General features: G+C 49.4%; 25 protein-coding genes and 1 other RNA gene. 19 read left to right on the plus strand and 7 right to left on the minus strand.

The window, feature by feature from the left end; all coding sequences use genetic code 11:
• The first annotated feature begins 123 nt into the window (after window positions 1–123).
• From nudF to parC, 6 genes are all read left to right on the plus strand, one after another.
• Window positions 124–759 (plus strand): ADP-ribose diphosphatase, encoded by a 636-nt coding sequence (gene nudF, locus AC6R03_RS01450; RefSeq protein ID WP_500631777.1) that lies wholly within the window; start codon window positions 124–126, stop codon window positions 757–759.
• A 16-nt stretch (window positions 760–775) separates the two neighbouring features.
• On the plus strand, window positions 776–1216 hold the full coding sequence (locus tag AC6R03_RS01455) for a DUF1249 family protein (protein WP_334554536.1): 441 nt from the start codon (window positions 776–778) through the stop codon (window positions 1214–1216).
• A 9-nt stretch (window positions 1217–1225) separates the two neighbouring features.
• A complete protein-coding gene (gene cpdA / locus AC6R03_RS01460; protein ID WP_500631776.1) occupies window positions 1226–2047 on the plus strand; it encodes a 3',5'-cyclic-AMP phosphodiesterase in 822 nt (273 codons plus the stop codon).
• A gap of 2 nt (window positions 2048–2049) precedes the next feature.
• The gene (gene yqiA / locus AC6R03_RS01465; RefSeq protein WP_500631775.1) at window positions 2050–2631 is read left to right on the plus strand and encodes an esterase YqiA; all 582 of its coding nucleotides are present in this window, start codon (window positions 2050–2052) and stop codon (window positions 2629–2631) included.
• A 205-nt stretch (window positions 2632–2836) separates the two neighbouring features.
• Window positions 2837–4717, plus strand: coding sequence for a DNA topoisomerase IV subunit B (gene parE, locus AC6R03_RS01470; protein WP_487901334.1), 1881 nt, complete (start codon window positions 2837–2839; stop codon window positions 4715–4717).
• Between the two features lie 3 nt (window positions 4718–4720).
• Window positions 4721–7003, plus strand: a complete 2283-nt coding sequence (parC, locus tag AC6R03_RS01475; RefSeq protein ID WP_500631774.1) for a DNA topoisomerase IV subunit A — start codon at window positions 4721–4723, stop codon at window positions 7001–7003.
• Between the two features lie 91 nt (window positions 7004–7094).
• Here the strand turns inward: parC and degS are convergent, their stop codons facing one another.
• The 3 genes from degS to zapG all read right to left on the minus strand — a co-directional run bounded on the left by degS (window position 7095) and on the right by zapG (window position 10267).
• Window positions 7095–8162: an outer membrane-stress sensor serine endopeptidase DegS gene (gene degS, locus AC6R03_RS01480; protein ID WP_487901332.1), complete on the minus strand. Its 1068-nt coding sequence runs from the start codon at window positions 8160–8162 to the stop codon at window positions 7095–7097.
• Window positions 8163–8315: 153 nt separating this feature from the next.
• Window positions 8316–9683, minus strand: coding sequence for a DegQ family serine endoprotease (locus AC6R03_RS01485; protein WP_500628724.1), 1368 nt, complete (start codon window positions 9681–9683; stop codon window positions 8316–8318).
• A 116-nt stretch (window positions 9684–9799) separates the two neighbouring features.
• On the minus strand, window positions 9800–10267 hold the full coding sequence (gene zapG, locus AC6R03_RS01490; RefSeq protein WP_500631773.1) for a Z-ring associated protein ZapG: 468 nt from the start codon (window positions 10265–10267) through the stop codon (window positions 9800–9802).
• A gap of 151 nt (window positions 10268–10418) precedes the next feature.
• Here zapG and zapE point away from each other — a divergent pair, with 151 nt between their 5' ends.
• The 8 genes from zapE (at window position 10419) to sspB (ending at window position 16752) form a co-directional block, all read left to right on the plus strand.
• Entirely contained in the window at window positions 10419–11525 is a 1107-nt protein-coding gene (gene zapE, locus AC6R03_RS01495; protein ID WP_500631772.1) for a cell division protein ZapE, read from the plus strand.
• A 247-nt stretch (window positions 11526–11772) separates the two neighbouring features.
• The gene (gene rplM, locus AC6R03_RS01500; RefSeq protein ID WP_005372872.1) at window positions 11773–12201 is read left to right on the plus strand and encodes a 50S ribosomal protein L13; all 429 of its coding nucleotides are present in this window, start codon (window positions 11773–11775) and stop codon (window positions 12199–12201) included.
• A 15-nt stretch (window positions 12202–12216) separates the two neighbouring features.
• Complete coding sequence (gene rpsI / locus AC6R03_RS01505; RefSeq protein WP_005436094.1) at window positions 12217–12609, plus strand: 30S ribosomal protein S9; 393 nt, start codon at window positions 12217–12219, stop codon at window positions 12607–12609.
• Window positions 12610–12948: 339 nt separating this feature from the next.
• Window positions 12949–13542, plus strand: coding sequence for a ubiquinol-cytochrome c reductase iron-sulfur subunit (petA, locus tag AC6R03_RS01510; RefSeq protein WP_334554311.1), 594 nt, complete (start codon window positions 12949–12951; stop codon window positions 13540–13542).
• Window positions 13542–14807, plus strand: a complete 1266-nt coding sequence (locus tag AC6R03_RS01515) for a cytochrome b (protein WP_334554312.1) — start codon at window positions 13542–13544, stop codon at window positions 14805–14807. Before petA ends, AC6R03_RS01515 begins: the two co-directional genes overlap by 1 nt.
• On the plus strand, window positions 14804–15541 hold the full coding sequence (locus AC6R03_RS01520) for a cytochrome c1 (RefSeq protein WP_487901329.1): 738 nt from the start codon (window positions 14804–14806) through the stop codon (window positions 15539–15541). Before AC6R03_RS01515 ends, AC6R03_RS01520 begins: the two co-directional genes overlap by 4 nt.
• Window positions 15542–15637: 96 nt before the next feature.
• Window positions 15638–16273 (plus strand): stringent starvation protein SspA, encoded by a 636-nt coding sequence (gene sspA / locus AC6R03_RS01525; protein ID WP_334554316.1) that lies wholly within the window; start codon window positions 15638–15640, stop codon window positions 16271–16273.
• Window positions 16274–16281: 8 nt separating this feature from the next.
• The gene (sspB, locus tag AC6R03_RS01530; RefSeq protein WP_500631771.1) at window positions 16282–16752 is read left to right on the plus strand and encodes a ClpXP protease specificity-enhancing factor; all 471 of its coding nucleotides are present in this window, start codon (window positions 16282–16284) and stop codon (window positions 16750–16752) included.
• A 95-nt stretch (window positions 16753–16847) separates the two neighbouring features.
• Here sspB and AC6R03_RS01535 read toward each other — a convergent pair whose 3' ends face one another.
• The 4 genes from AC6R03_RS01535 to AC6R03_RS01550 are packed head-to-tail and all read right to left on the minus strand — an operon-like array spanning window position 16848 to window position 20193.
• Entirely contained in the window at window positions 16848–17429 is a 582-nt protein-coding gene (locus AC6R03_RS01535; protein ID WP_500626505.1) for a BON domain-containing protein, read from the minus strand.
• 3 nt (window positions 17430–17432) lie between these two features.
• Window positions 17433–18023 carry a phosphoheptose isomerase gene (locus AC6R03_RS01540; protein WP_334554322.1) on the minus strand — a complete coding sequence of 197 codons (591 nt, stop codon included), beginning with the start codon at window positions 18021–18023 and terminating at the stop codon, window positions 17433–17435.
• 3 nt (window positions 18024–18026) lie between these two features.
• Window positions 18027–18437 (minus strand): YraN family protein, encoded by a 411-nt coding sequence (locus tag AC6R03_RS01545; RefSeq protein WP_500631770.1) that lies wholly within the window; start codon window positions 18435–18437, stop codon window positions 18027–18029.
• On the minus strand, window positions 18379–20193 hold the full coding sequence (locus AC6R03_RS01550) for a penicillin-binding protein activator (protein ID WP_500631769.1): 1815 nt from the start codon (window positions 20191–20193) through the stop codon (window positions 18379–18381). Before AC6R03_RS01550 ends, AC6R03_RS01545 begins: the two co-directional genes overlap by 59 nt.
• 63 nt (window positions 20194–20256) lie before the next feature.
• Between AC6R03_RS01550 and rsmI the strand changes: the two genes are divergently transcribed.
• From rsmI to AC6R03_RS01575, 5 genes are all read left to right on the plus strand, one after another.
• The gene (gene rsmI, locus AC6R03_RS01555) at window positions 20257–21117 is read left to right on the plus strand and encodes a 16S rRNA (cytidine(1402)-2'-O)-methyltransferase (RefSeq protein WP_500626508.1); all 861 of its coding nucleotides are present in this window, start codon (window positions 20257–20259) and stop codon (window positions 21115–21117) included.
• Window positions 21118–21198: 81 nt separating this feature from the next.
• Window positions 21199–21602, plus strand: an RNA gene (gene rnpB, locus AC6R03_RS01560) — RNase P RNA component class A.
• Between the two features lie 183 nt (window positions 21603–21785).
• Window positions 21786–22736, plus strand: coding sequence for a 16S rRNA (cytosine(1402)-N(4))-methyltransferase RsmH (gene rsmH / locus AC6R03_RS01565; RefSeq protein WP_500631768.1), 951 nt, complete (start codon window positions 21786–21788; stop codon window positions 22734–22736).
• A gap of 6 nt (window positions 22737–22742) precedes the next feature.
• Window positions 22743–23060: a cell division protein FtsL gene (gene ftsL / locus AC6R03_RS01570; protein ID WP_500626510.1), complete on the plus strand. Its 318-nt coding sequence runs from the start codon at window positions 22743–22745 to the stop codon at window positions 23058–23060.
• Entirely contained in the window at window positions 23057–24784 is a 1728-nt protein-coding gene (locus AC6R03_RS01575; RefSeq protein WP_500631767.1) for a penicillin-binding transpeptidase domain-containing protein, read from the plus strand. The genes ftsL and AC6R03_RS01575 overlap by 4 nt, the downstream gene beginning before the upstream one ends.
• The last annotated feature ends 3 nt before the right edge of the window (window positions 24785–24787 follow it).

The raw sequence follows: 24787 nt of genomic DNA on the forward strand, positions 1-24787 counted from the left end.
TGCAATATAAAAAATTAATCAATTTAAATAAATCTATAAATTTTGCACAAAAAGTTGAACTAGGCCCTTGGAAGTTCAGCAATTGACTGAGTAAACTATAAGATTCACTCAGAGAGGTGCCAAATGCAACAACCGAGCCCGCAGAAAACGCATTTTACCCGACGTGATATTGAAATCATCTCGAAGAAGACGCTATTCGACGGTTTCTTTAAAATGGTCAAATATTGTTTTAGACATAAGCTATTTGAGGGTGGCTGGAGTGAACCCATTGAGCGTGAGATGTTTGAACGCGGCCATGCCGCGGCGATGCTCCCTTACGATCCAGAGCGGGATCAAGTGGTGATCATCGAGCAGATTCGTGTTGGCGCTCTAGAGCATGATTGCCCTTGGCAGTTAGAAATTGTCGCCGGCATGATTGAGCCTGGCGAGCACGCCGAGTCGGTGGTGCGCCGAGAAGCGGTGGAAGAGGCGGGGATTGAAGTCGGGCGCCTTGAGAAAGTGACCTCTTATTACCCATCGTCTGGTGGCTGCTCTGAAAAGCTGGATGTTTTTGTTGGAGAGGTGGATGCCTCTAAAGCGCATGGCGTTCATGGTTTAGACTATGAAGGAGAGGACATTAGAGTGCACGTGATGAGTCGTGAACACGCGTACCAAGCGGTGTTGGATGGTTCGATTGAAAATGGTGCCTCGATCATCGCGCTGCAATGGTTGCAATTGAACCAGCAACGAGTCCGAGCCAACTGGGCCACTAAGGCATAACTCACTTGAGAGAATGATGACACAAGTAGCAATGAAGAAACCGTATCATGTTGATTTAGCGGATCTGATGCGGACTTATGAGACCAATTACGCCAAGTTGAATGCCTTGCTGCCTGCGCAGCCGAGCATCGACGACGTTCGCTGCTATGAAGCGGCGAGCATGACGTATCAAATTCAAGTGTGCGAAGTCACAAAGTACACAACTTTGGTCGATATTTGTCAAAGTGATGACGTTCCAGTATTTCCATTGCCAAAAATGTCTGTCAGGCTCTACCACGATGCTCGCGTGGCGGAAGTGTGTGGTTGCGAGCATCTAAAACGGGTGAACCCTCGTTACGACTATCCGAACGATAAGATGGTTCAACAAGATGAAAAAGTGCAACTCAACCGCTTTTTAGGCGATTGGCTGTCGTTTTGTTTGAAGCAGGGCATTAGTAAAGCTCCGTTAAATATCTAGGTTTATATTTTGAAAGTAGTGTCTAATACAACGCAGAATGGCAGTATCAAATTAGTTCAGATTACCGATACGCATCTTTTTGAACCCGAAGATGGCAGCTTACTGAGCGTAAATACGCGCGACAGCTTCCACGCAGTGGTCAACGCCATTGTCGAACGTCACGTCGAGTTTGATGCCATTCTGGCGACCGGCGATATTTCTCAGGATCACACCGAAAAGTCGTATCAACGCTTCGTCAATGGTATTGCTCCGCTTGAGAAAACGTGCTTTTGGCTACCGGGCAATCACGATTTTAAGCCCAGTATGACTTCGGTATTGCCAACCTCACAAATTCAGCCTGCCGAGCATGTCCTGCTCGGTGAACACTGGCAACTGATCTTACTTGACTCGCAAGTGGTTGGCGTTCCTCATGGTCGTTTAAGCGACAGTCAGTTAGACCTGCTCGATAGCAAGCTGGCTCAATACCCAGACAAACACGCTTTGGTGCTATTGCATCACCATCCAATTTTGGTTGGTAGTGCATGGCTTGATCAGCACTGCTTAAAAGACGCAGACAACTTTTGGCAGGTGGTGAGTAAACACAACAACACCAAAGCGGTGCTGTGTGGTCATGTTCATCAAGATATGAACGTGAATCATCAGGGCGTACAAGTGATGGCGACGCCGTCTACTTGCGTGCAATTTAAACCCAACTCGAACGACTTTGCGCTTGATGTGCGCTCACCAGGCTGGCGAGAACTGATTCTTAATGCCGATGGCTCGTTTGAGACTCGTGTTCAGCGATTGCCAGAAGGGCAATTTCAACCGGACTTTAGCTCAGCAGGATACTGATCATGAAACCTTCAATGCTCTTGTACATTCACGGCTTTAACAGCTCACCTCAGTCGCTAAAAGCCAATGTGATGCGAGACTATTGCCAGTTTCACCGCCCTGATATTCGAGTAGAGATCCCCCGTCTGCCCAGCTTTCCTGAGCAAGCGGCCGCGCATTTGCTGGCGATTGTCGAACAGCATCGACATGACTATCAGATAGCCCTGGTGGGCAGCTCGCTCGGTGGCTATTTGTCGATGTGGCTCAATCAAAAGTTTGGCTTTAAAGCGGTGGTGATTAACCCTGCTATCAAGCCCTATGAACTATTGGCGGATTTCTTAGGCCCTCAGAAAAACCCCTACACTCAAGAAGAGTATTGTTTACAAGCGTGCCATATCGAGGAGCTTAAAGCGCTCGACACTGAGGTGATTGCAAATCCGAGTGATTTTTGGCTGCTGCAACAAACCGGCGATGAAGTGTTGGACTACCGTCAAGCCGTGAGCAAATTCGCTGGCGCGAAACAGACCGTTATCGAAGGCGGCGATCACAGTTTTGTCGGCTTTGAATACTACCCTGCGGCGATTGTGGAGTTCCTAGCGCTCTAGCCCTCATTGAGGGAAGAGTCATAAATTTGCTTGTTACTTCGCTGTCTCACTTGACATAGTTGATACTCTTCCAGACTATGTTCCACCTATACTTGTGCGGTTTTGGCAAAAGTGTTGATTTGTCACACGAGCCACTTTTTCAATTCGAAGCCTGATTTCATCAGCGCACAGTCATGTTTTCATTCTTTATAACGAACTCCGTATTATGACTGAACAATATAATGCGAAAGACCTCTCGGTTCTTGAAGGTCTCGACCCAGTACGACATCGTCCTGGCATGTATACCGAAACAGAGCGACCCAACCACTTAGCGCAAGAAGTGATTGATAACTCAGTGGATGAGGCTCTCGCTGGACATGCTAAGAAGATCAAAGTCATTCTGCACGCCGATCAATCATTAGAGGTGATTGATGATGGCCGCGGCATGCCGGTGGATATTCACCCAGAGAAAGGAATTTCTGGCGTAGAACTCATCATGACCAAGCTCCATGCGGGTGGTAAGTTCTCCAACGACAATTACAAATTTTCTGGCGGTCTCCACGGAGTGGGGATCTCTGTGGTAAACGCGTTGTCAAAACGCGTGGAAGTGACCGTTAGGCGTCAAGGGCAAGTGCACGAAATTGCTTTTGAACATGGCGCCGCCGTCACCGAACTCACGGTGACGGGCACCTGTGGTAACCGTAATACGGGTACCGCCGTTCACTTCTGGCCAGATGCCAAATACTTCGATAGTGCTAAGTTCTCTGCCCTTAGGTTGGTCAACAACCTGCGCGCAAAAGCGGTGCTTTGCCCAGGACTTGAGATCACTTTCGTCGATCAAGTTAACAACGAAGAACATAAATGGTTCTACGAAGATGGCCTCAAAGATTACCTCGCAGAAGGGGTAAAAGGCTATCCGGTCTTGCCTGAGGAGCCGTACATTGGTGAATTCGTCGCTGAGACGGAAATGGCCAATTGGGCCGTGATTTGGCAGCCAGAAGGCGGCGAGATGATCACGGAAAGTTACGTTAACTTGGTGCCGACCAAACAAGGCGGTACGCACGTCAATGGTTTGCGTCAAGGCTTGTTGGATGCGATGCGTGAATTCTGTGAGTTCCGCAACTTGCTGCCACGCGGCGTCAAACTGACGGGCGATGATATTTTTGATCGCTGTTCTTACGTGCTCTCGGTCAAGATGCAAGATCCGCAATTTGCAGGCCAAACTAAAGAGCGTCTCTCTTCGCGCCAAACCGCAGCGTTTGTGTCTGGGGTGGTCAAAGATGCCTTCAGTTTGTGGCTGAATGAAAAGCCGCAATTGGCGGAGCAACTGGCTGAAGTTTGTATTGCCAATGCTCATCGCCGCATGCGAGCGAGCAAGAAGGTCGTGCGTAAAAAAGTGGCCTCTGGCCCAGCCTTACCAGGCAAACTGACCGATTGCTCGGTGCAAGATCTCAACCGAACCGAAATTTTCTTTGTCGAGGGTGACTCGGCGGGCGGCTCTGCCAAACAGGCGCGTGATAGAGAGTTCCAAGCGGTGATGCCACTGCGGGGTAAAATTCTCAATACGTGGGAAGTCTCGGCTGACCAAGTGCTCGCTTCGCAAGAGGTGCACGATATTTCCGTGGCACTCGGCATTGACCCAGACAACGACAACCTTGAAGGACTGCGTTATGGCAAGATCTGTATTCTTGCCGATGCGGATTCCGATGGTCTGCATATCGCCACGCTGCTGTGTGCGTTGTTTACTCGCCACTTCCGTGCGCTGGTGGAAGCGGGACACATCTATGTTGCTATGCCTCCTTTGTATCGTATCGATTGCGGAAAAGAAGTGTTTTACGCACTGGATGACGATGAAAAAGAAGGCATCTTGGAGCGTTTGTCGAAGAAAAAAGCCAAGATCAACGTACAGCGATTCAAAGGTCTGGGTGAGATGAACCCACTGCAATTGCGTGAGACCACTATGGACCCGAACACCCGCCGTCTGGTGCAGCTAACCATTGATGACAATGAAGCGACATTAGAGATGATGGATATGTTGTTGGGTAAAAAGCGTGCGGATGACCGCCGCTCATGGTTACAGAGCAACGGCGATTTGGCAGAGGTATAGTGAATGTCGACAGAAATTACCTATGATGGTGTCGAACAGTTGCCAATGCGCAAGTTCACGGAAGACGCCTATTTAAACTACTCAATGTACGTCATTATGGACCGTGCGTTACCTTATATCGGTGACGGATTAAAACCGGTTCAACGACGCATTATCTACGCCATGTCGGAGCTCGGTCTCTCGGCGTCGGCGAAATACAAAAAATCCGCTCGTACGGTCGGTGACGTGCTGGGTAAGTATCACCCGCACGGCGACTCAGCCTGTTACGAAGCGATGGTGTTGATGGCTCAGCCCTTCTCTTACCGATATCCATTGGTGGACGGTCAAGGGAACTGGGGTGCGCCGGACGATCCGAAATCCTTCGCTGCGATGCGTTATACCGAAGCGAAATTATCAAAGTTTGCGGAAGTATTGCTGGGTGAGTTAGGTCAAGGCACCGTTGAGTGGCAGCCTAACTTTGATGGCACGATGAAAGAGCCGCAAATGCTGCCGGCACGTTTACCGCATATCTTGCTCAATGGCGTCACCGGTATTGCAGTAGGTATGGCCACTGATATTCCGCCGCACAATGTGCGCGAAGTGGCTGAGGCAACCATTCACCTGATTGACCACCCGAAAGCGGACCTCAATGATGTGATGGGCTTTGTGCAAGGCCCCGATTACCCAACCGAAGCCGAAATCATCTCGCCCAAAGTGGACCTAGAGAAGATTTATCGCACCGGTCGCGGCAGTGTGAAAATGCGCGCGGTTTGGCACAAAGAGGGCAGTGATATTGTGATCACCGCGCTGCCACACCAAGTCTCTGGCGCGAAACTGCTTGAGCAAATCGCCGCTCAGATGCGAGCGAAAAAACTGCCGATGGTGGATGACTTGCGTGATGAGTCGGATCACGAGAACCCAACGCGTATCGTGGTGGTGCCACGCTCCAATCGCGTTGACTGCGATCAGTTGATGAATCACTTGTTTGCCTCAACGGATCTCGAGAAAAACTATCGTGTGAACTTAAACATGATCGGTTTGGATAACCGCCCTCAAGTGAAAGGGTTGGTGCAGATCCTCTCTGAGTGGATCGAGTTTCGTCGTTCGACAGTGCGTCGCCGCCTGCAATATCGCCTGGATAAAGTCATGGCGCGTTTGCACATTTTGGAAGGCTTGCTAGTCGCTTATCTCAACTTGGATGAAGTGATTGAAATCATCCGCACGGAAGATGAGCCAAAAGCCGTGTTAATGGCACGTTTTGGCATCACCGACATTCAAGCTGACGCGATTTTGGACACCAAACTTCGTCATCTCGCCAAACTGGAAGAGATGAAGATCCGTGGTGAACAAGATGAGCTACAAAAAGAGCGAGAAAAACTGGAGCAGCTGCTGGGTTCTGAACGTCGTCTCAACACCTTGTTGAAGAAAGAGATCAAAGCCGATGCTGAGAAGTACGGTGACGACCGCCGTTCACCTATGGTCGAGCGTGAAGAAGCCAAAGCGCTGACAGAGCGTGATTTAGTACCAAGTGAACCGATCACGGTCGTATTGTCAGAGAAAGGCTGGGTTCGCCACGCGAAGGGCCATGATGTGAACGTGGAAAGCTTGAACTACAAGTCTGGCGATAACTATCTCGCTCATGCCTGTGGTAAGAGCAATCAGCCGGCGGTTTTCCTTGGCAGCGATGGTCGCAGTTACTCACTTGAATCGCACTCGTTACCTTCGGCGCGTAGCCAAGGTGAGCCGATCACCGGTCGTTTGAATATCAGTGCAGGTTCGACTGTTCGTCAGGTTGTGATGGGCGAAGAAGATCAGCTGTGGTTGGTGGGCTCTGATGCCGGTTACGGATTTGTTTGTAAAGGCAGTGATTTATTGTCGAAAAACCGCAGTGGTAAGGCGCTGGTCACCTTGCCTGCCAACTCGGAAGTCATGCCACCTCATGCCGTGGGCGATTTAGACAATGATGAAATTTTGGCCATCACCAACCAAGGTCGCATGCTCTTGTTCCCAATTAAAGACTTGCCTCAGCTTGGTAAAGGTAAAGGCAATAAGATCATCAATATCCCAGCCGCCAAAGCCAAAGAGCGTGAAGAGATTGTCTCTCACCTTATCGCAATGCCAAAAGGGGCAACCGTGACGCTGTACGCCGGTAAGCGCAAGTTGGGCTTGAAGCCTAACGATCTCGACAACTACCGCGGTGAGCGTGGTCGTCGTGGTGGTTTGCTGCCACGTGGCTTGCAGCGTGTGACAGCCATTGAGATTGATGTAGGCAACGTCAGTTCGGACAGCGAGACGTCGGAGTCTTAACGCTAAGATCATCGTGATAGAAAAGCAAAACGCCCACCTTAATCAATAAGGTGGGCGTTTTATTTGGTTTATGTGTGTTCTAAAAGTCGCGTTAATTGAGGCGAGTATCTTCAGCAATGGTCACAGACAGTGTCTTCTCTTCCCCTTTACGCAGAATAAGAACATCCACAACCGTACCGGGACGAAGTTCTGTCACTATGTCTAACACACTTTGACGACCATTGATCTTATTGCCGTCGATTTTCAAGATGATGTCTTGCGATTCAAACCCAGCTTGCGCGGCAGGTCCATTCGGGTCGACCCCCAACACCACAATGCCACCGAGATGCTCATTGCCGAGTAAACGCGACGTCACAGAGTTGATGTCTTGACCATCGATACCGATATAGCCACGAATTACGCGTCCATCGGCGATGATTTTTTGCATGATTTTATTTGCTAACGAGTAGGGAATCGCAAAAGAGATACCGTAGGTTTCGAGCTCGGTTGCTTGTTGGAAAGAGGCCGTATTGATGCCGACCAATTCACCACGAGTATTGACCAAAGCGCCCCCCGAGTTCCCCTCGTTGATTGCCGCGTCGGTTTGAATAAACGCTTGGTGACCATCGGCGCTGATGGAGGAGCGACCGGTTGCGGAGATAATTCCAAATGTGGTGGTTTGCCCTAGGTTATACGGGTTACCGATGGCAAGCACTACATCACCAACTTTTGGGGTGTACTCTGGATTGAGCGGAATGACCGGCAGGTTACTGCCCTCGATCTGCAATATCGCGATGTCTGTACGGCGATCTTTCCCGACTAATTGCGCAGCGGCAACGCGACCATCTTGTACTGCGACGATGATTTGATCCGCCTGTGCGACAACATGATAGTTGGTGATGATATAGCCTTTTTCACTGACGATAACCCCAGAACCTAGCCCCTGTGTCGAGAGCTTAGTGCGATCGGATTCGGTGTATTTTCGACTGTAAATGTTGACCACGGCAGGCGCTGCATTTCGAACCGCTTGGTTAAACGAAATTTGTTCACGGGAGAAGAGAGGAAGGTCAGTTGGCACATGTTTCGGTAAAATATTGGATCGCAACGACGGAATCGCCAATAACAAGAGCAATGCTGTGATTAACCCCAATCCGACTGAGCGCAATAAAAATCGCAGCATGCTTTCCTCATTTGTTATTCATTTTCAACAGGTAAGTTGGCCAAGAATAGCACTAACCCCGTCAGACGTGAAGTTAGTGAGCGGCGCAGTGCGAGCATCAACAAAAAGGCAGCCGTGAGAAGGCTGCCTTAACCAAAGAAAATCTCGAACGGGTTAGCGAATCACAAGGTACAGGGTACGCTCACCACGTTGGATATTGAGTGCCAATACGCCCGGTTGTTTTTCCAGTGCGCTGCGGAACTCAGCCAAGTTTTTCACTCGTTTGCGATTGACGCCGATGATGATGTCGTCCGCTTGAAGCTGATACGCTTCCGCTTTCGAGCCTTTTTCAACCGATGCCACTTTCACCCCTTGAACGGCGTCGCTCGCATTGGTGTTGGTCAGTTGAGCGCCCGATAGCCCTTCGTGCAGTTTATCGGCGGTGGTTTTCACATCGGTTTGTTCGCCTAGGGTGACATCGAAGGATTTTGACTTACCGTCACGCACGATACCCAAGGTGATCTGTTTGCCCGCGCCTAAGGTGGCGACTTTCGCTCTCAGTTCACTGAACGAGTTGATCTCTTTGCCATTGACCGACACGATCACGTCACCGGCTTGCAGCCCCGCGTCATCGGCGGCACTGTCTGGCACCACTTGTGAGACAAAGGCGCCTTTACTTGACTCATAGCCCAGTGCTTCTGCCAGCTCTGAGGTGATTTCACCGCCTTGTACACCCAGCATGCCGCGTTTCACTTCACCGAACTCAAGAATTTGATCGGTCAAGTTGGTCATCATATTCGATGGAATCGCAAAGCCAATCCCGACGTTGCCGCCGTTAGGACCCAAAATAGCAGTGTTGATACCAATCAACTCCCCCTTGAGGTTGACCAAAGCCCCCCCAGAGTTGCCACTGTTGATCGCCGCATCGGTCTGAATAAAGTTCTCGAAGTTTTCGATATTGAGACCACTGCGTCCCAAGGCCGAGACGATACCTGAGGTCACGGTTTGGCCGAGGCCAAACGGGTTACCTATCGCGACGGTAAAGTCGCCGACGCGCAGCTGATCAGAATCCGCGATGGTGACTTGAGTGAGGTTCTTGGCTTTTTCTAGCTTGAGCAGGGCCACATCTGACATCTGGTCGCCCCCGACCAGCTCTGCATCATACTCACGACCATCATGCAGTTTGACGCGAATTTTTTCCGCACCGTTGATGACGTGGTAGTTGGTCACGACATGCCCTTTTTTAGCGTCAATAATGACGCCTGAGCCTAAGCCACGAAATGGACGCTCTTGCAGTTGCTCGGTAGGGAAGTCTGGCCCAAAAAAGAAGCGGAACTGATCGGGGATCTGTTGACGTGATACCTGGGTACCTTCAACAGAAATGCTCACCACAGCTGGTGTCACTTTCTCAAGCATCGGGGCAAGAGAAGGAAGCTGCTCTCCATTGACGGAGAGTGGTAGGGCTGCGCTCGCCGGCATGGGGGCGATGATGGAACTTAAGCTTAAGGATAGAACGGTTAAGGCAAGCAAAGGTTTTTTCATCGGATACTCCTATTAAGTGAAGGCTCTCGTCTGATATTTGTACGTCAAAATCAAAACTCAATGGCCACTCATGGGAGTTATGACTCAAAAACCTTTGTAAAGTTCATGAAATTCAATCAAGAAGCTTTAGCAGACAGCACTTCTTTTTCATCGACGACGGGTTTCTTTTGTTCTTTAAGAAGACCCGTCGCACCTTGAGCGTAATCTTTAGGTGCTTCATCCATTGGTGTATCCACACTGTGTGTTTGCTCGGAAGTTACCTCAGATTCTGTACTGGCTTGCTCTGTGATTTTTTTAACAAAAGGATTGTCTTGTTCAGGAATATTCGGCAAAAGCTCGCCAGAAGTTTTGGCCATGTGCTGGTAAAGCTTGGTGTACTCTTTGCCGAGGGCATCAAGCATTTCAGCCGTTTGGGCAAAGTGATCGGTAAGGTCTTGCTTTTGTTGCTCGAGTTGAAACTTAGTGTTGTCTAGGTCTTTTTGGATGTTCTTCTGTTTTTTGTAACCTGGAGTGCTGATACGGGAAAAAAGCACGCCTAAAACGGCACCAACAAGCAAACCTACGAGGGCGTAAATCCAAGGCATAATGGCTCCTTATGATTGTTATTTAACATGTTTTTTACGGGTTGATTACACATGCTGTTTTGACATGGTACTATGACTTCCTGAGCCGATAAAGAAAAATGCGTGTGCTCTCGTTAGCAGTTTCAACGACTCCCTAATAGGCCGTGAAGTCATGACACCACTAGAGATTTACCAAAACGATATCCAAAAAAACGGTTTTCAGTCTGACCCTGCTCAGTTGCAAGCGGTGACAGCGCTGGATCGTCTCTATCACCAATTTATTGATTATCAAGCGCAGCCCCAGCCTCAAGTCACCGGTTGGAAAGCATGGTTTGGCAAGCGTACTGCTGCGCCTGTGATAGCGCCGAAAGGTCTCTATTTTTGGGGGGGCGTCGGACGAGGAAAAACCTATCTGATGGACACGTTTTTTGATGCGCTGCCCTCTGAGAAAAAAATGCGTGTGCACTTTCACCGTTTTATGTATCGAGTTCACGATGAGTTGAATCGACTGGGGGAAAGGAACGATCCGCTAGAGGAGGTCGCCGACATCTTCAAGGCAGAAGCGGAGATCATCTGTTTTGATGAGTTTTTCGTGTCGGATATCACTGACGCGATGATTTTGGGTACCTTGTTTCAAGCGCTGTTCAAACGCGGCGTCATTTTAGTGGCCACGTCCAATATTCCTCCCGATGATCTTTATCGAAATGGTTTGCAACGTGCGCGCTTTATGCCTGCTATTGAATTAATCAAAACGCACTGTGACATATTGAATGTCGACAGCGGCATTGATTATCGCTTGCGCACCCTTGAGCAAGCGGAAATTTACCATTTCCCTCTGGATGATAAGGCCAGTCAAAATCTGGATCACTACTTTCATCAACTGGTGGGCGATGGGAAAGTCGGTGAAGTGCGCATTGAAATCAACCACCGTCAGGTAGAAGTCGTCCAAAGCGCTGAAGGTGTCCTGCATGCGACGTTTGCGCAGCTGTGTCAAAGTGCACGCAGTCAAAATGATTACATTGAGCTCTCTAAACTCTACCATACAGTGTTGCTGGCTGACGTGAAACAGATGGGCCACACCATAGACGATGCGACGCGGCGTTTTATCGCGTTGGTGGATGAGTTTTATGAGCGTCATGTCACTTTGATCATCTCGGCAGAAGTGCCACTCGATGCGCTATACACCGGAGGTCAATTGGCGTTCGAATTTAAACGCTGCCAGTCTCGTTTGATCGAAATGCAAAGTCATGAGTATCTTGCGCGCGAGCATTTAGCGTGACACGCTTGCGAGGGAAGGGAGAGGCGAAAAAAAAATTCAATTTTCACTGAAAAAAAGGTGATTTTTTCTACTGACTTCTCTATAATCCTGCGACCCACCGTTACTGCAGACCTTGATTATCGAAGGTATTTCGAGATAACGGGTCGAGAGAACCAACCACTCGAAGGGGTGTTGACTGGACTCTTAGTCAGTGGGAGCGAAAGCTCCTTTAAGTGTAAATTTAATAAATTAACGGGTTATTGTTAGCATGAAAACTTTCGTTGCTAAACCAGAAACTGTAAAACGCGACTGGTACGTTGTAGACGCTGAAGGTAAAACTCTTGGCCGTCTAGCAAGTGAAATTGCATCTCGCCTACGTGGCAAACACAAAGCTGAATACACTCCTCACGTTGACACTGGTGATTACATCATCGTTATCAACGCTGAGAAAGTTGCTGTAACAGGCAACAAGGCTAAAAACAAAGTTTACTACCGTCACTCTGAGTTCCCAGGTGGCCTAAAATCAATCACTTTTGAAAAGTTGATCGATCGTAAGCCTGAAATGGCGCTTGAGCTAGCGGTTAAAGGTATGCTTCCACGTGGTCCTCTAGGCCGTGCTATGTACCGTAAGCTTAAAGTTTACGCTGGCGCTGAGCACAACCATGTTGCTCAACAACCACAAGTACTAGACATCTAATCGGGGATTTCGAAAATGGCAGAGAATCAATACTACGGCACTGGCCGTCGCAAAAGCTCAGCTGCACGTGTTTTCATCAAACCAGGCAGCGGCAACATCGTAATCAACAAGCGTAGCCTTGATGAGTACTTCGGTCGTCCAACTTCTCGCATGGTTGTTAAACAGCCTCTAGAGCTAGTTGAATTGACTGAGAAACTAGACCTATACGTGACTGTTAAAGGTGGCGGTATTTCAGGTCAAGCAGGTGCTATCCGTCACGGTATCACTCGCGCTCTAATGGAATACGATGAGTCTCTACGTCCTACTCTACGTGCAGCAGGTTACGTCACTCGTGACGCTCGTTGCGTTGAACGTAAGAAAGTTGGTCTACGTAAAGCACGTCGTCGTCCACAGTTCTCTAAGCGTTAATCTTTCTTGCAAAGATTGGCGTCCAGTTTTTACTGGATTGTGGTCTCAAAAGCCTGGCTTCATGCCAGGCTTTTTGTTTTTTAGTCTCCCCCATTCTGGCTTTCCTACTACGCTTCTCAACTCTGCTTCAGCCGCTGTTCATCTTTTGTGACGTCATAGGCGAATTACTTGATGAATGTTACAAAAAGGTAGCTTTATCTTGTCAAAAAGTAGGGTTTTATTTATCATTTGCCATCAAATAAATACAACTAAATTCGTATTTTGTTAGCCATGCTCTTTAAGGGATTTTAATAGGGTCACGAGGCCCAGACCATAGGGAGCAAATGGGAGAATGTTTGGATGAGCAATGCGCCTTTAAATAACGGCCGCAGACGTTTCTTGACTGCGACAACTGCGGTTGTCGGTGGTTTAGGAGCTGCTGCTGTCGCCGTTCCTTTTATAAAATCTTGGAACCCAAGTGAAAAAGCAAAAGCTGCGGGTGCCCCTGTTGAAGTGGAAATCGGAAAGCTCGAAGAAGGGCAGATGGTTCGTGTTGAGTGGCGTGGTAAGCCTGTCTGGGTTGTCCGTCGTGCACAAGCCGTCGTCGATGGATTGAAAAACCTCGAAGGCCAACTTCGAGACCCGCAGTCAGGCGAAGAACAACAGCCTGAATATGCACAAAATGCCTACCGTTCTATCAAACCAGAGTACTTCGTTGCTGTGGGGATTTGTACACACCTAGGTTGCTCGCCGACTTATCTACCCGACACTTTTAGTGAGCAAGTGCAAGGCGTGAAATCCGGTTTCTTCTGTCCATGTCACGGTTCAAAATTTGATATGGCTGGTCGAGTATTCCAAGGCGTTCCGGCACCACTAAACCTAGTGGTCCCTAAACATATGTACCTGAGTGATACCAAAATCATTATCGGTGTTGATGAAACTGGGGAGGCATAATGCAAGCTCTACTTGATTGGGTAGAAAAACGCATACCCGCAATGAATGCGTACAAAAAGCACCTGTCTGAGTATCCAATGCCGAAGAACTTTAACTTTTGGTATCTGTTTGGCTCTCTAGCAATGTTGGTGTTAGTGAACCAGATCCTGACGGGGATTTGGTTAACCATGAACTACGTGCCATCAGGCGATGGGGCGTTTGCATCTATTGAATACATCATGCGTGACGTGGAGTACGGTTGGTTACTTCGCTACATGCACTCCACAGGCGCGTCTGCGTTCTTTGTTGTTGTCTACCTGCACATGTTCCGTGGTTTGATCTACGGCTCATATCAGAAGCCTCGTGAGCTGCTTTGGATCTTCGGTATGTTGATCTTCTTGGTCTTGATGGCCGAAGCATTCATGGGGTACCTGCTGCCTTGGGGCCAAATGTCCTACTGGGGTGCTCAGGTTATCATCTCACTCTTTGGCGCGATTCCGGTCATTGGTGATGATCTCACCCTTTGGATTCGTGGTGACTACGTTATCTCGGGCGCCACATTGAACCGTTTCTTTGCCTTGCACGTCATCGCTCTGCCAATCGTGTTGCTGCTGCTGATTGTGCTGCACGTTCTTGCGCTGCACGAGGTGGGTTCAAACAACCCAGATGGTATCGAAACTAAGCTGCCAAAAGGCTCAATGGGTGATGATTACCAACCTCAATTTAAATTCCATGAGTACTACACTAAGAAATACGACATCATCGACTCTATCCCGTTCCACCCTTACGGCACGGTGAAAGATCTGATTGGTGTGGCTGGTTTCTTGTTCCTGTTCTGTTATGTGTTGTTCTTCAACCCAGAAATGGGCGGTTACTTCCTTGAGCCGCCAAACTTTGAAGCGGCAAACCCGCTGAAAACGCCAGAGCACATTGCCCCTGTTTGGTACTTTACGCCATTCTATGCCATCTTACGTGCGGTGCCAGATAAGCTTATCGGTGTTCTTGCTATGGGCGCATCGATTGCTGTGCTGTTCATTTTGCCTTGGCTTGACCGTTGTAAAGTTCGCTCTTACCGCTACCGCAGTAAGTTCCATTTATTCAATATCATCCAGTTCACCATCAGCTTTATCGCCTTGGGTATTTTGGGTGCGCTTCCAGCGACTCCGACGTACACACTCCTTGCGCAGATCTTTAGCTTGGGTTACTTCATGTTCTTCGTCTTGCTGTTCTTCTACAGCAAAAATGAAGCGACGAAACCATTACCAGAAAGGGTGACATTCAAATGAAAAAATGGATTGTAGTTTTATTTGCAATGCTGCCATCGTTGGCAATGGCAGCGGGTGTGAGCGTTCCACTCGATAAAGCGAACAACGACATCTCAGATCAAGCGTCGTTGCAAAACGGTGCCAAGCTCTTTATGAACTACTGTTTTGGCTGTCACTCCGCGCAGTATCAGCGTTATGAGCGTGTTGGACGTGACATTGGCATTCCAGTGGATCTGCTCAAAGAGAACTTGATTTTTGACCCAGAAGCCAAGGTTGGCGACTTGATGGAAAATGCCATTCCTGAAGAGTCGGCCGCTAAATGGTTTGGTGCGCCACCACCTGATTTGACGCTTGTCGCTCGAGTGCGTGGTACGGATTGGTTGTACACTTACCTACGTTCGTTTTATGAAGATCCTGCGCGCCCATTTGGGGTCAACAACGTTGTGTTCCCAAGTGTCGGTATGCCGCATGTATTGGAAGAGCTGCAAGGAATTCCTAAACCTGTTTACGGCACCAAAGTCGTGAATGGTGAAGAGGTGCAAGTGGTCGTCGGTATTGAATCGGATGGGACGGGCGAGCTTAACCAAGAAGAGTACGACAACGCGGTACGCGATTTGGTGAACTTCCTTGAGTACTCCGGTGACCCAGTGAAACTTGAGCGCCATGCGCTAGGTTGGTGGGTAATGGGCTTCCTAGTGATCTTTAGTATCGTGGTTGTGCTGCTCAAGAAAGAGTATTGGCGTGATGTGCATTAATTGTGCTATCATACTGCGCTAATTTCCAAATTTTTATGTTGACAATGGAGGCTTAGCCTCCATTGTTTTATTTATGTAAGTGTGCTGGAGGGCTCCATGGCTGTAGCTGCCAATAAACGTTCTGTGATGACTCTATTCTCAAGTGCATCTGATATGTATAGCCATCAGGTACGTATTGTTCTAGCAGAGAAAGGCGTAAGTGTTGAAGTAGAGCTTGTTGATGAAGCAAACCTACCTGCGGAACTTGGTGAACTGAACCCATACAAATCAGTACCAACCTTAGTAGATCGTGAGTTGTCACTGTATGACTCAAAGATCATCATGGAATACTTGGACGAGCGTTTCCCTCATCCTCCATTGATGCCGGTTTACCCGGTTGCTCGCGGTAACACGCGTTTGATGATCTACCGTATCGAGAAAAACTGGTACTCATTGGCTGAAAAAGTGCTGAACGGCACAGCTGATGAAGCAGAATCTGCACGTAACAAACTCAGAGTGGATCTTTTGACTCTTGGCCCAGTCTTCGCGGAATACGAATACTTCATGAGCGAAGAGTTCAGCTTGGTCGATTGTTACCTTGCTCCTTTATTGTGGCGTTTACCACAAATGGGAATCGAACTGGTTGGCCCAGGCTCAAAAGAGCTGAAGGTTTACATGAACCGTGTCTTTGAGCGTGATTCATTCCTAGCATCCTTGACTGAAGCTGAACGTGAAATGCGTCTAATGCGTTAATGGTTGGCATGGATATCGAGAAAATGACCCCACGCCGACCGTATATGCTTCGTGCATTTTATGACTGGTTGGTGGACAACGATTTAACGCCTCACCTTGTTGTTGAAGCAACATTACCAGGCGTTCGTGTGCCGGAAGAGTTTATTCAAGATGGCCAAATTATCCTCAATATTGCGCCTCGCGCTGTGGGTAATTTGGAACTGGGCAATGAGGCGATCACCTTCAGCGCCCGTTTCAGTGGCCGCCCACACTCTGTCATCGTGCCTCTTTATGCTGTTCAGGCCATCTATGCCCGTGAAAATGGTGCAGGGACGATGTTTGAACCCGAAGATGCTTACCTTGGTGAGATTGAAGAAAGCTTGGAAGATGAACCTCTATTCCCACTGTCTGTAGCGACTGAGGAAGAGGTCGAAGAGACTGAGTCAAGTGATGAACCACCTAGGCCCAAAGGTCGACCGAGTTTGCGTGTCATCAAGTAACGCGAATGAAACGATAGCAAAAAGCCGCATTGTGATGCGGCTTTTTTTATATATCGATTAGGGAACAGCTCGATTAGGGATAAGCGACGAGTCGTTTATTCGTTGCTTTCTGCAATCTGGAAGGCGCGGATGACTTGTTTTACCCCAGAGATATTACGCGCAATGTCGGTCGCTTTATCGGCATGTTGTGGTGAGACATAGCCAAGCAAGAAGACCTCTTTATCCTCTGTGATCACTTTGATTTTGATGCCGCTCAGCTCAGAGTCGGTCAAGATCGCTGATTTCACTTTGGTTGTGATCCAACTGTCATGACTTACTTCGCCAGCACTCAGCGGCGCTTTAATGCGAATTTGGTTATAGACGGTTTTAACGCCTTTCACTTCACGAGCTTTTTGTTCAATTTGCTCACTCAACGCCGCATCGTTTGCTTGCCCCATTAGGACGACTGTTCCTTCGTAGGAGCTGGCGGTAACACGAGCATTACCACGAACCGGCTCTTTGTTTGCGATTCCCGCCACTTCGAACTCAATATTGTTATCGTTCCAGATCTCTTGTGTGGTGCGTGGGTCAATCACAATGGCGGCCGTTGTTGCAGCGCCAGCAATAAACAACCCGGCACAGCCTGTCAGGGATAGGCTGGCAATTAAAACAAAGATAATCGTTTTCAATGACTTCATGGCTTACTCTTCGTGAGCAGGAAACAACACTTGGTCAATAAGATCGCACAAGCAGTGCAAAGTCACCATATGAACCTCATGAATTCGCGCGGTTCTGTGAGATGGAATGCGAATTTCCACATCATGCTCACCCAGTAACCCAGCCATCTCGCCACCGTCTTTGCCGGTTAACGCGATGATGGTCATATCGCGAGTCACTGCCGCTTCCATCGCTTTGATGATGTTCTTGCTGTTACCGCTGGTTGAGATCGCCAGTAAAATATCGCCAGGTTGGCCAAAAGCACGCACTTGTTTTGAGAAAATCTCAGTGTAGTGGTAATCGTTGGCGACGGCGGTCAGCGTTGTGTTGTCGGCAGTCAGCGCCATCGCGGGCAGGCTAGGTCTTTCTGTTTCAAAGCGATTGAGCAAGCAAGAGACAAATTGTTGTGCGTTCGATGAAGAGCCACCATTACCGCAACATAGAATCTTGTTACCGTTGAGTAAGCTTGCCACCATACCTTGCGCTGCGTGAGTGATCGCATCGGGTAGCGCTTCTGCGGCGGCAATTTGAATTTGAATGCTTTCTTTGAAACTGTCTTTAATGCTCTCTAGCATTGATTATCCTTGAGTGATTGCGTTTTTTATCCATTCGATTTGGCTACCTTGCTCATGAATCGCCACTAGGTCAAATCGAAAATGGGTATCGTGCACCGAAAGGCCATGCTTGAGGAGCCACACATTGGCGGCTCGCACGAGTTTTTGCATTTTACTGTAGGTCACGGTTTCAGCCGCATGACCAAACGAAGTGCTCTTTCGGTAACGAACTTCAACAAATACGATGGCGTCGCCATCGCGCATGATCAGATCTAACTCGCCGCTTTTCGCAGTAAAGTTGCGTTCAAGCGCGACTAACCCCTGACTCAGCAGGTGCTGCTCAGCCAGGCGTTCATAGTGTTCGCCGTGCGCGCGTTTATTGCGCACTACCGAGTTGAGCCCAGCTGATTTCACGTTGTACGACACAGTGCTCATCGATACTCAGAATTCCTGTTTGTCCTTCGACTGAGTAGCCTTCGATCACTTTCATTTGTGGCAGCACTTCCATCAGGGTGTAGGCGTCCATCCCCATCGCTTGAAGTCGTTTCTCCGCGTGTGAGCTGTTGGCCCACAGACTGTCCATCTGCTGCTTCAGGTGGGCATCAGGGTGGATAAGGAGTGGAATATCACTGTAGCTGACGCCCGTCAAATCCTCGTACTGACGTTGGCCGCTGTTACTGCGAGAGTTAGAGTAGAGTGCAGGAGGCGTCGTGTCTGGGTTGATCGCCACTTCGATGAAGGGTTTGATCAGGGTAATTTCGGCACTGGTCGCCACGATGTACACCGCATCCACATCTCGACGGCTGCGTGGCTGTGTTTCAAGTGGGATATTCAACAGTGATTCCATTTGCGCGATGTTTTGCTGGCTCTCTTGCAAACCAAAAATGGTGTTGATGTTCTTTTGCAACTGGCGCTTGTCACCGAAGAGACTCACTGCCACTTTATTCTCACTGTATTTATCCCACTCTTGTTCGAAGGACTCGACGACGCGCTCGCCCAACCGACCTTGCGGCGCAAGGATGAGTGGGTAGCGAGCGCCTTGTTCAAACAAGTGCTTCGCCGCTTGTGCCACCTCCTGTTCAGGAGAAAGCGCTAAGTAGCAGGTGTTGTGACCAAAGTTGGTTTCATCCGGAATATTGAGAGCCAACATCGGCAGTGAGTGGGCACTGGCTTGTTGTGCTTCTTGCAGCGCTTCGATGTTCTCTTTCAATAGCGGACCAACGATAAAGTCGATGTTCTTTTCGATTAGCGTCGCGTCTAAGTTCGCCATATCCAGTGTATTGGTATCAATGACGGTCAGGGTCGCGTTCTCATCACGCGCATCATCATTCATCATATTGAAAATAAACCCATCGCGAATCAGTTGCGCTTGTTTAGCAAACTTACCAGAAAGAGGCAGCAGCAGCGCAGTGTTCACGGGTTTTGTAATATCGAGTGCCAGAATGTCGCTGAGGGCTTGGGGTGTATACAGCGCGGCTGGATGGTCAGGATTGCTCGCCATCCAACGTTCCAAGCGCGATTTTAATTGCGGAATGTTGCTGGCAAACGCTTTACTGTCATTGGCCAATTCTAGCCAACCTGTCAGCACGGTTTCATTCGGTGCCACACGCAGTTTGGCAAGCTCAGACAGCGAGTACTGCGACAGGTTCTGCCAGACGCCATCGGCGATAGAGGCTTGCTCTGAGGCATTGAGTAGTTCGCTTTGGGCAATTAAGGATCGCGACGCGTCAAGGTAGAGACCTTGCTTGCTCTGCAGCGCGGCGCGTTTTTGATAGTACTCTTGCCACTGCTGACGAGGCAGTGACCAAGACACTGGAAAATTCAGCTGAGACAAGGCATCGCTGTGCTGACCTTGACTGATGAGTAAGTCGGCACGAGTCAATTGCCACTCAGCTTGCTGCTGTGGCGTGAGGCTTTGTCTCGCAAGGCGCTTAATCAGTAACTCTGACTGCACCACGTCACCGGCCTCAACGGAGGCTTTCAGTGCCATGATCAACCAATCCACTTGCAAACTGCCGGTCGTGCTGTCTGCCCGCATTAGGTAGGTTTCTACCGGTTGAGAGGGATCGAGTAAAATATCGACAGACTGCGGCGTTTTGGGCGATGAGGAACACGCAGCCAATGTAATAGCGAGTGCTACAGGAGTAAGTAAGCGTGTTACACTTGGGCGCTTATGGTGATTGTTAGCCATGAGTTCTTTCGTAATTCCGTATAAAATTGTGTCTATATTAATCGTTGAAGTGATGGTAAACAAATGACAGATAGCAAAACCTTACCGACAGAGGTGCCAACCCTCTACATTGTACCCACCCCGATCGGTAATCTGGGCGACATTACTCAGCGAGCGATAGAGGTGTTGTCATCGGTGGATTTGATTGCTGCAGAAGATACCCGTCACACGGGTAAGCTGCTGTCTCACTTCAATATCCCAACTCGAACTTTCGCCCTCCATGATCATAATGAACAGCAAAAAGCGCAAGTGTTAGTTGATAAATTGTTAGCTGGGCACTCCATTGCGCTGGTCTCGGATGCAGGAACGCCACTGATCAGTGACCCAGGTTACCATTTGGTCACTCAATGTCGTCAAGCGGGCGTCAAAGTTGTGCCTTTGCCTGGAGCATGTGCGGTGGTCACAGCATTAAGCGCCTCCGGTCTCCCCTCTGACCGTTTCAGTTTTGAGGGATTTCTGCCTGCCAAAAGCAAAGGTCGTAAAGACAAGTTCTTAGAGATCGCAAAGGCAGAGCGAACCTGTATTTTTTACGAGTCGCCACACCGCATTCTTGACTCTCTTGCTGACATGCTGGAGATCTTAGGCCCTGAGCGTGAAGTGGTGTTAGCGCGAGAACTGACGAAAACGTTCGAAACCATTCAAGGCATGCCACTCGGTGAGCTCGTTGATTGGGTGCGCAGTGATGAAAACCAACAAAAAGGCGAAATGGCGCTGTTGGTTCATGGTTACCGTGCCGACAGTGATGACGGCCTGCCGGATGAAGCTACTCGAACATTGGCTATTTTGACCCAAGAACTGCCGTTAAAAAAAGCTGCGGCGCTGGCGGCTGAGATCTACAACCTGAAAAAAAATGCACTCTATAAATGGGGGCTGGAACACCTCTAATCTAGCCAAGTTGTTGGTTATTTGGGCGCTCACACACATTCCCCTAGACAGGCTGATGGCTTCTCTATACAATCCGCCACCGGAGTCGACTCGGTAGCCGCTGCTTTATTGATGTCCCCTTACCTTGTGTGGGGGAGACTGATGAAGGGGAGGAAAGTCCGGGCTCCATAGAGCAGGGTGCCAGGTAACGCCTGGGGGGCGCAAGCCTACGACAAGTGCAGCAGAGAGAAGACCGCCGATGGCTCAATTTCTTCGGAATGAGCACAGGTAAGGGTGAAAGGGTGCGGTAAGAGCGCACCGTGCGACTGGCAACAGTTCGTAGCAAGGTAAACTCCACCCGGAGCAAGACCAAATAGGCCTCCACATTGCGTTGCTCGCGTAAGGGGGCGGGTAGGTTGCTCGAGCCAGTGAGTGATTGCTGGCCTAGACGAATGGCTACCACCGTGCAAACGGTACAGAACCCGGCTTATATGTCGGCTCCACCTTTTTAAGACCCATCGTAACTTAGGTTATGATGGGTTTTTTGCTTTACGCTGACGAAATTTATTTTGTAAGCAATAAACTTAGCGCAAAATCACGCCTTCCTTGTGTCTAAAGGTGGCGAATGAGCGTTAAATCAGTACACTGGAACCCTTAGCGCGTGAATGCGAGAGCAAACCGAGATAATTATGACCGAAGCATTTAAACACATATCCGTCTTACTTCATGAATCGATTGATGGATTGGCCATTAAACCTGATGGCGTCTATATCGATGGCACATTTGGACGAGGTGGTCATAGCCGTACGATTTTATCTCAGCTTGGTGAAAACGGACGCCTTTATAGTATTGACCGTGATCCACAAGCGATTGCAGAAGCCAACAAGATTGATGATCCGCGATTTACCATCATCCATGGTCCATTTTCAGGCATGGCTGAATACGCGAAACAGTATGATCTCGTGGGTAAGGTGGATGGTGTGCTGCTTGATCTTGGCGTGTCATCGCCACAGCTTGACGACGCAGAACGCGGCTTCAGCTTTATGAAAGATGGCCCCCTCGATATGCGTATGGATCCTACTTCCGGCATGCCGGTCTCTCAATGGCTCGCACAAGCAGACCTTGATGATGTTACTTGGGTAATTCGTGAGTTTGGCGAAGATAAGCATGCTCGCCGAATTGCCAAAGCCATTGTTGCCTATCGTGAAAACGAAGAGAACGAGCCCTTGGTGCGCACCGGTCAGCTGGCGAAGCTGATTTCCGACGCGGCTCCGAAAAGCTTCAAAGAGAAAAAACACCCAGCGACGCGCGCCTTCCAAGCCTTTCGAATCTACATCAACAGTGAGCTTGAAGAGATCGACACCGCACTCAAGGGCGCCGCGAGCATTCTTGCGCCGCAGGGACGACTGTCAGTGATCAGCTTCCATTCCCTTGAAGATCGTATGGTGAAACGTTTTATCCGCAAAGAGAGCAAAGGCCCAGAGGTGCCACATGGCATCCCAATGACTGAAGCGCAGATTCGTGCGCTTGGTAGTGCTAACCTCAAAGCGGTGGGTAAGGCGATTAAACCGACCCAACAAGAAATTGAGCTCAATGCGCGCTCGCGCAGCTCGGTGCTAAGGATCGCCGAGAAACTGTAACCTCCAATGAGTCAGGCAAAAGGGAACCTCGCTAAAATTATCGCACTCGATCTACTGACTGTAGGTCGAGTGCCGCTGCTTTTATTGATGTTGATTTTTTCCAGCGCTATGGCGGTGGTCTTTACTACCCATCACACGAGACAGGCGGTCACTGAGAAAGATAGTGCTCTTGGTGAGCGAGAGCGCCTTGATAACGAGTGGCGCAACTTGATCTTGGAAGAGACGGCTCTGGCTGAGCACAGCCGAGTCCAAGATGTGGCGATCAAAGAGCTCGAGATGAAGCGCCCTGATTCAGACAAAGAAGTCATCATTACACTCCCATGAGCAAAAAGAACGTCGAACCCATCAAACCACAAGAAAAGGACACTCCGGCGAGCCTAATTCGCTGGCGCTTTTATTTGGTGCTCTTTATTGTGTTCTGCATTTTTATGGCGCTCGTTGCTCGCATTGCGTTTATTCAGGTGGTTGAACCAGGCAACTTGATCAAACAGGGCGATCTTCGCTCAGTGCGCGCGAAAACCTTGCACTCGGCGCGCGGCATTATTTCCGATCGTAATGGTGAGCCACTTGCGGTCAGCGTGCCCGTTGAGGCTGTATGGGCCGACCCTGTTAACATTTTCAAACATGGTGGCCTGAGCGATATTGATCGTTGGCACGCGTTGGCCGATGTATTGGGCCTTAAGCGCGAGGAGCTGATCGACAAAATCAATCGTAACCGCTCAAGACGCTTTGTCTATTTACAACGGCAAGTTAGCCCAGCCATGGCCAATTACGTGCGAGAGCTGAAGCTGTCTGGCGTAGGATTAAAAGCGGAATCACGTCGCTATTACCCCGCGGGCGAAGTCAGTGCACACTTAGTGGGTGTGACGGGAATTGATGGTCACGGCCTCGAAGGGGTTGAGCGCAGTTATGATAAATGGCTCACCGGAGAAGCGGGTAAACAGATCATTCGTAAAGACCGTTATGGCCGAGTCGTTGAAAATATCTCACTCGAAGAGCGTGAAGAGGGCAAACCGCTTGAGCTGACCATCGATCAGCGAATTCAAGCGATTGCGTATCGAGCGATTAAGCAGTCGGTCGCCGATCACCGTGCAACGTCAGGATCGGCTGTGGTGCTTGATGTACAAACGGGCGCGGTGTTGGCGATGGTGAATGCGCCGTCCTACAACCCCAACAATCGTAGTGACCTTCAATCAGCGAAAATGCGCAACCGCGTGATCACCGACGCGTTTGAGCCGGGCTCAACCGTGAAACCCTTTGTGGTATTAGCGGCACTCGACAATGGCAGCGCCGATGCCAATACGGTCATCGATACCGGCAATGGCGTGTTTGAAATTGGTGGCAGCAAGGTTAGAGATACGTCGAAAGTGGGCAAAGCCGATCTGACGACCATCTTGCAGAAATCGAGTAACATCGGCGTGACCAAACTGGCACTCGATATGCCGCTTGAGGCTCTGCTTGGTATGTACAGTTCGGTCGGATTTGGTCAACCTTCGGGATTAAACTTGGTCGGTGAAACCTCCGGTATCTTCCCCAATCGCCGTCGCTGGTCGAAGTTTGAAATTGCGACCTTATCATTCGGGTATGGCTTGACCATTACCCCGCTCCAACTGGCGCATGCGTATTCCACCTTGGGCAACTTCGGCGTCTATCAGCCCGTGCACATCATAGAGAACAACCAACAAGATTTTTCACGTCAGGTCATTGACAGCGAGCACGCGAAAATGGTGTTGAGAATGCTAGAAACTGTCACACAGCCGGGCGGCACTGCAACCAAAGCGGCAGTGCCGGGCTATCGAGTTGCGGCGAAAACCGGCACATCACGCAAAGCGATCGCGGGGGGATACGGAGATGAATACTTCGCCTATACCGCGGGGGTAGCGCCGGCCAGCAAACCGCGAGTGGCGCTGGTAGTGGTGATCAATGAGCCTCAAGGTGATAACTACTACGGAGGCTCGGTCGCGGGTCCCGTGTTTGCTGAAATTCTCAAAGGGACACTGCAACTGCTTAATGTTGCCCCTGATGAAAACCGATTTAAAAATGAGTAAGTG

The sequence above is a fragment of the Vibrio sp. R10-SG-ISO4 genome (assembly GCF_059834135.1).

Coding starts and splice junctions, on each gene's coding strand:
- nudF (WP_500631777.1), top strand. CDS start 124: ATGCAACAACCGAGCCCGCAGAAAACGCATTTTACCCGACGTGATATT.
- AC6R03_RS01455 (WP_334554536.1), top strand. CDS start 776: ATGACACAAGTAGCAATGAAGAAACCGTATCATGTTGATTTAGCGGAT.
- yqiA (WP_500631775.1), top strand. CDS start 2,050: ATGAAACCTTCAATGCTCTTGTACATTCACGGCTTTAACAGCTCACCT.
- parE (WP_487901334.1), top strand. CDS start 2,837: ATGACTGAACAATATAATGCGAAAGACCTCTCGGTTCTTGAAGGTCTC.
- parC (WP_500631774.1), top strand. CDS start 4,721: ATGTCGACAGAAATTACCTATGATGGTGTCGAACAGTTGCCAATGCGC.
- degS (WP_487901332.1), bottom strand. CDS start 8,162: ATGCTGCGATTTTTATTGCGCTCAGTCGGATTGGGGTTAATCACAGCA.
- AC6R03_RS01485 (WP_500628724.1), bottom strand. CDS start 9,683: ATGAAAAAACCTTTGCTTGCCTTAACCGTTCTATCCTTAAGCTTAAGT.
- zapG (WP_500631773.1), bottom strand. CDS start 10,267: ATGCCTTGGATTTACGCCCTCGTAGGTTTGCTTGTTGGTGCCGTTTTA.
- zapE (WP_500631772.1), top strand. CDS start 10,419: ATGACACCACTAGAGATTTACCAAAACGATATCCAAAAAAACGGTTTT.
- rplM (WP_005372872.1), top strand. CDS start 11,773: ATGAAAACTTTCGTTGCTAAACCAGAAACTGTAAAACGCGACTGGTAC.
- rpsI (WP_005436094.1), top strand. CDS start 12,217: ATGGCAGAGAATCAATACTACGGCACTGGCCGTCGCAAAAGCTCAGCT.
- petA (WP_334554311.1), top strand. CDS start 12,949: ATGAGCAATGCGCCTTTAAATAACGGCCGCAGACGTTTCTTGACTGCG.
- AC6R03_RS01515 (WP_334554312.1), top strand. CDS start 13,542: ATGCAAGCTCTACTTGATTGGGTAGAAAAACGCATACCCGCAATGAAT.
- AC6R03_RS01520 (WP_487901329.1), top strand. CDS start 14,804: ATGAAAAAATGGATTGTAGTTTTATTTGCAATGCTGCCATCGTTGGCA.
- sspA (WP_334554316.1), top strand. CDS start 15,638: ATGGCTGTAGCTGCCAATAAACGTTCTGTGATGACTCTATTCTCAAGT.
- sspB (WP_500631771.1), top strand. CDS start 16,282: ATGGATATCGAGAAAATGACCCCACGCCGACCGTATATGCTTCGTGCA.
- AC6R03_RS01535 (WP_500626505.1), bottom strand. CDS start 17,429: ATGAAGTCATTGAAAACGATTATCTTTGTTTTAATTGCCAGCCTATCC.
- AC6R03_RS01540 (WP_334554322.1), bottom strand. CDS start 18,023: ATGCTAGAGAGCATTAAAGACAGTTTCAAAGAAAGCATTCAAATTCAA.
- AC6R03_RS01545 (WP_500631770.1), bottom strand. CDS start 18,437: ATGAGCACTGTGTCGTACAACGTGAAATCAGCTGGGCTCAACTCGGTA.
- AC6R03_RS01550 (WP_500631769.1), bottom strand. CDS start 20,193: ATGGCTAACAATCACCATAAGCGCCCAAGTGTAACACGCTTACTTACT.
- rsmI (WP_500626508.1), top strand. CDS start 20,257: ATGACAGATAGCAAAACCTTACCGACAGAGGTGCCAACCCTCTACATT.
- rsmH (WP_500631768.1), top strand. CDS start 21,786: ATGACCGAAGCATTTAAACACATATCCGTCTTACTTCATGAATCGATT.
- ftsL (WP_500626510.1), top strand. CDS start 22,743: ATGAGTCAGGCAAAAGGGAACCTCGCTAAAATTATCGCACTCGATCTA.
- AC6R03_RS01575 (WP_500631767.1), top strand. CDS start 23,057: ATGAGCAAAAAGAACGTCGAACCCATCAAACCACAAGAAAAGGACACT.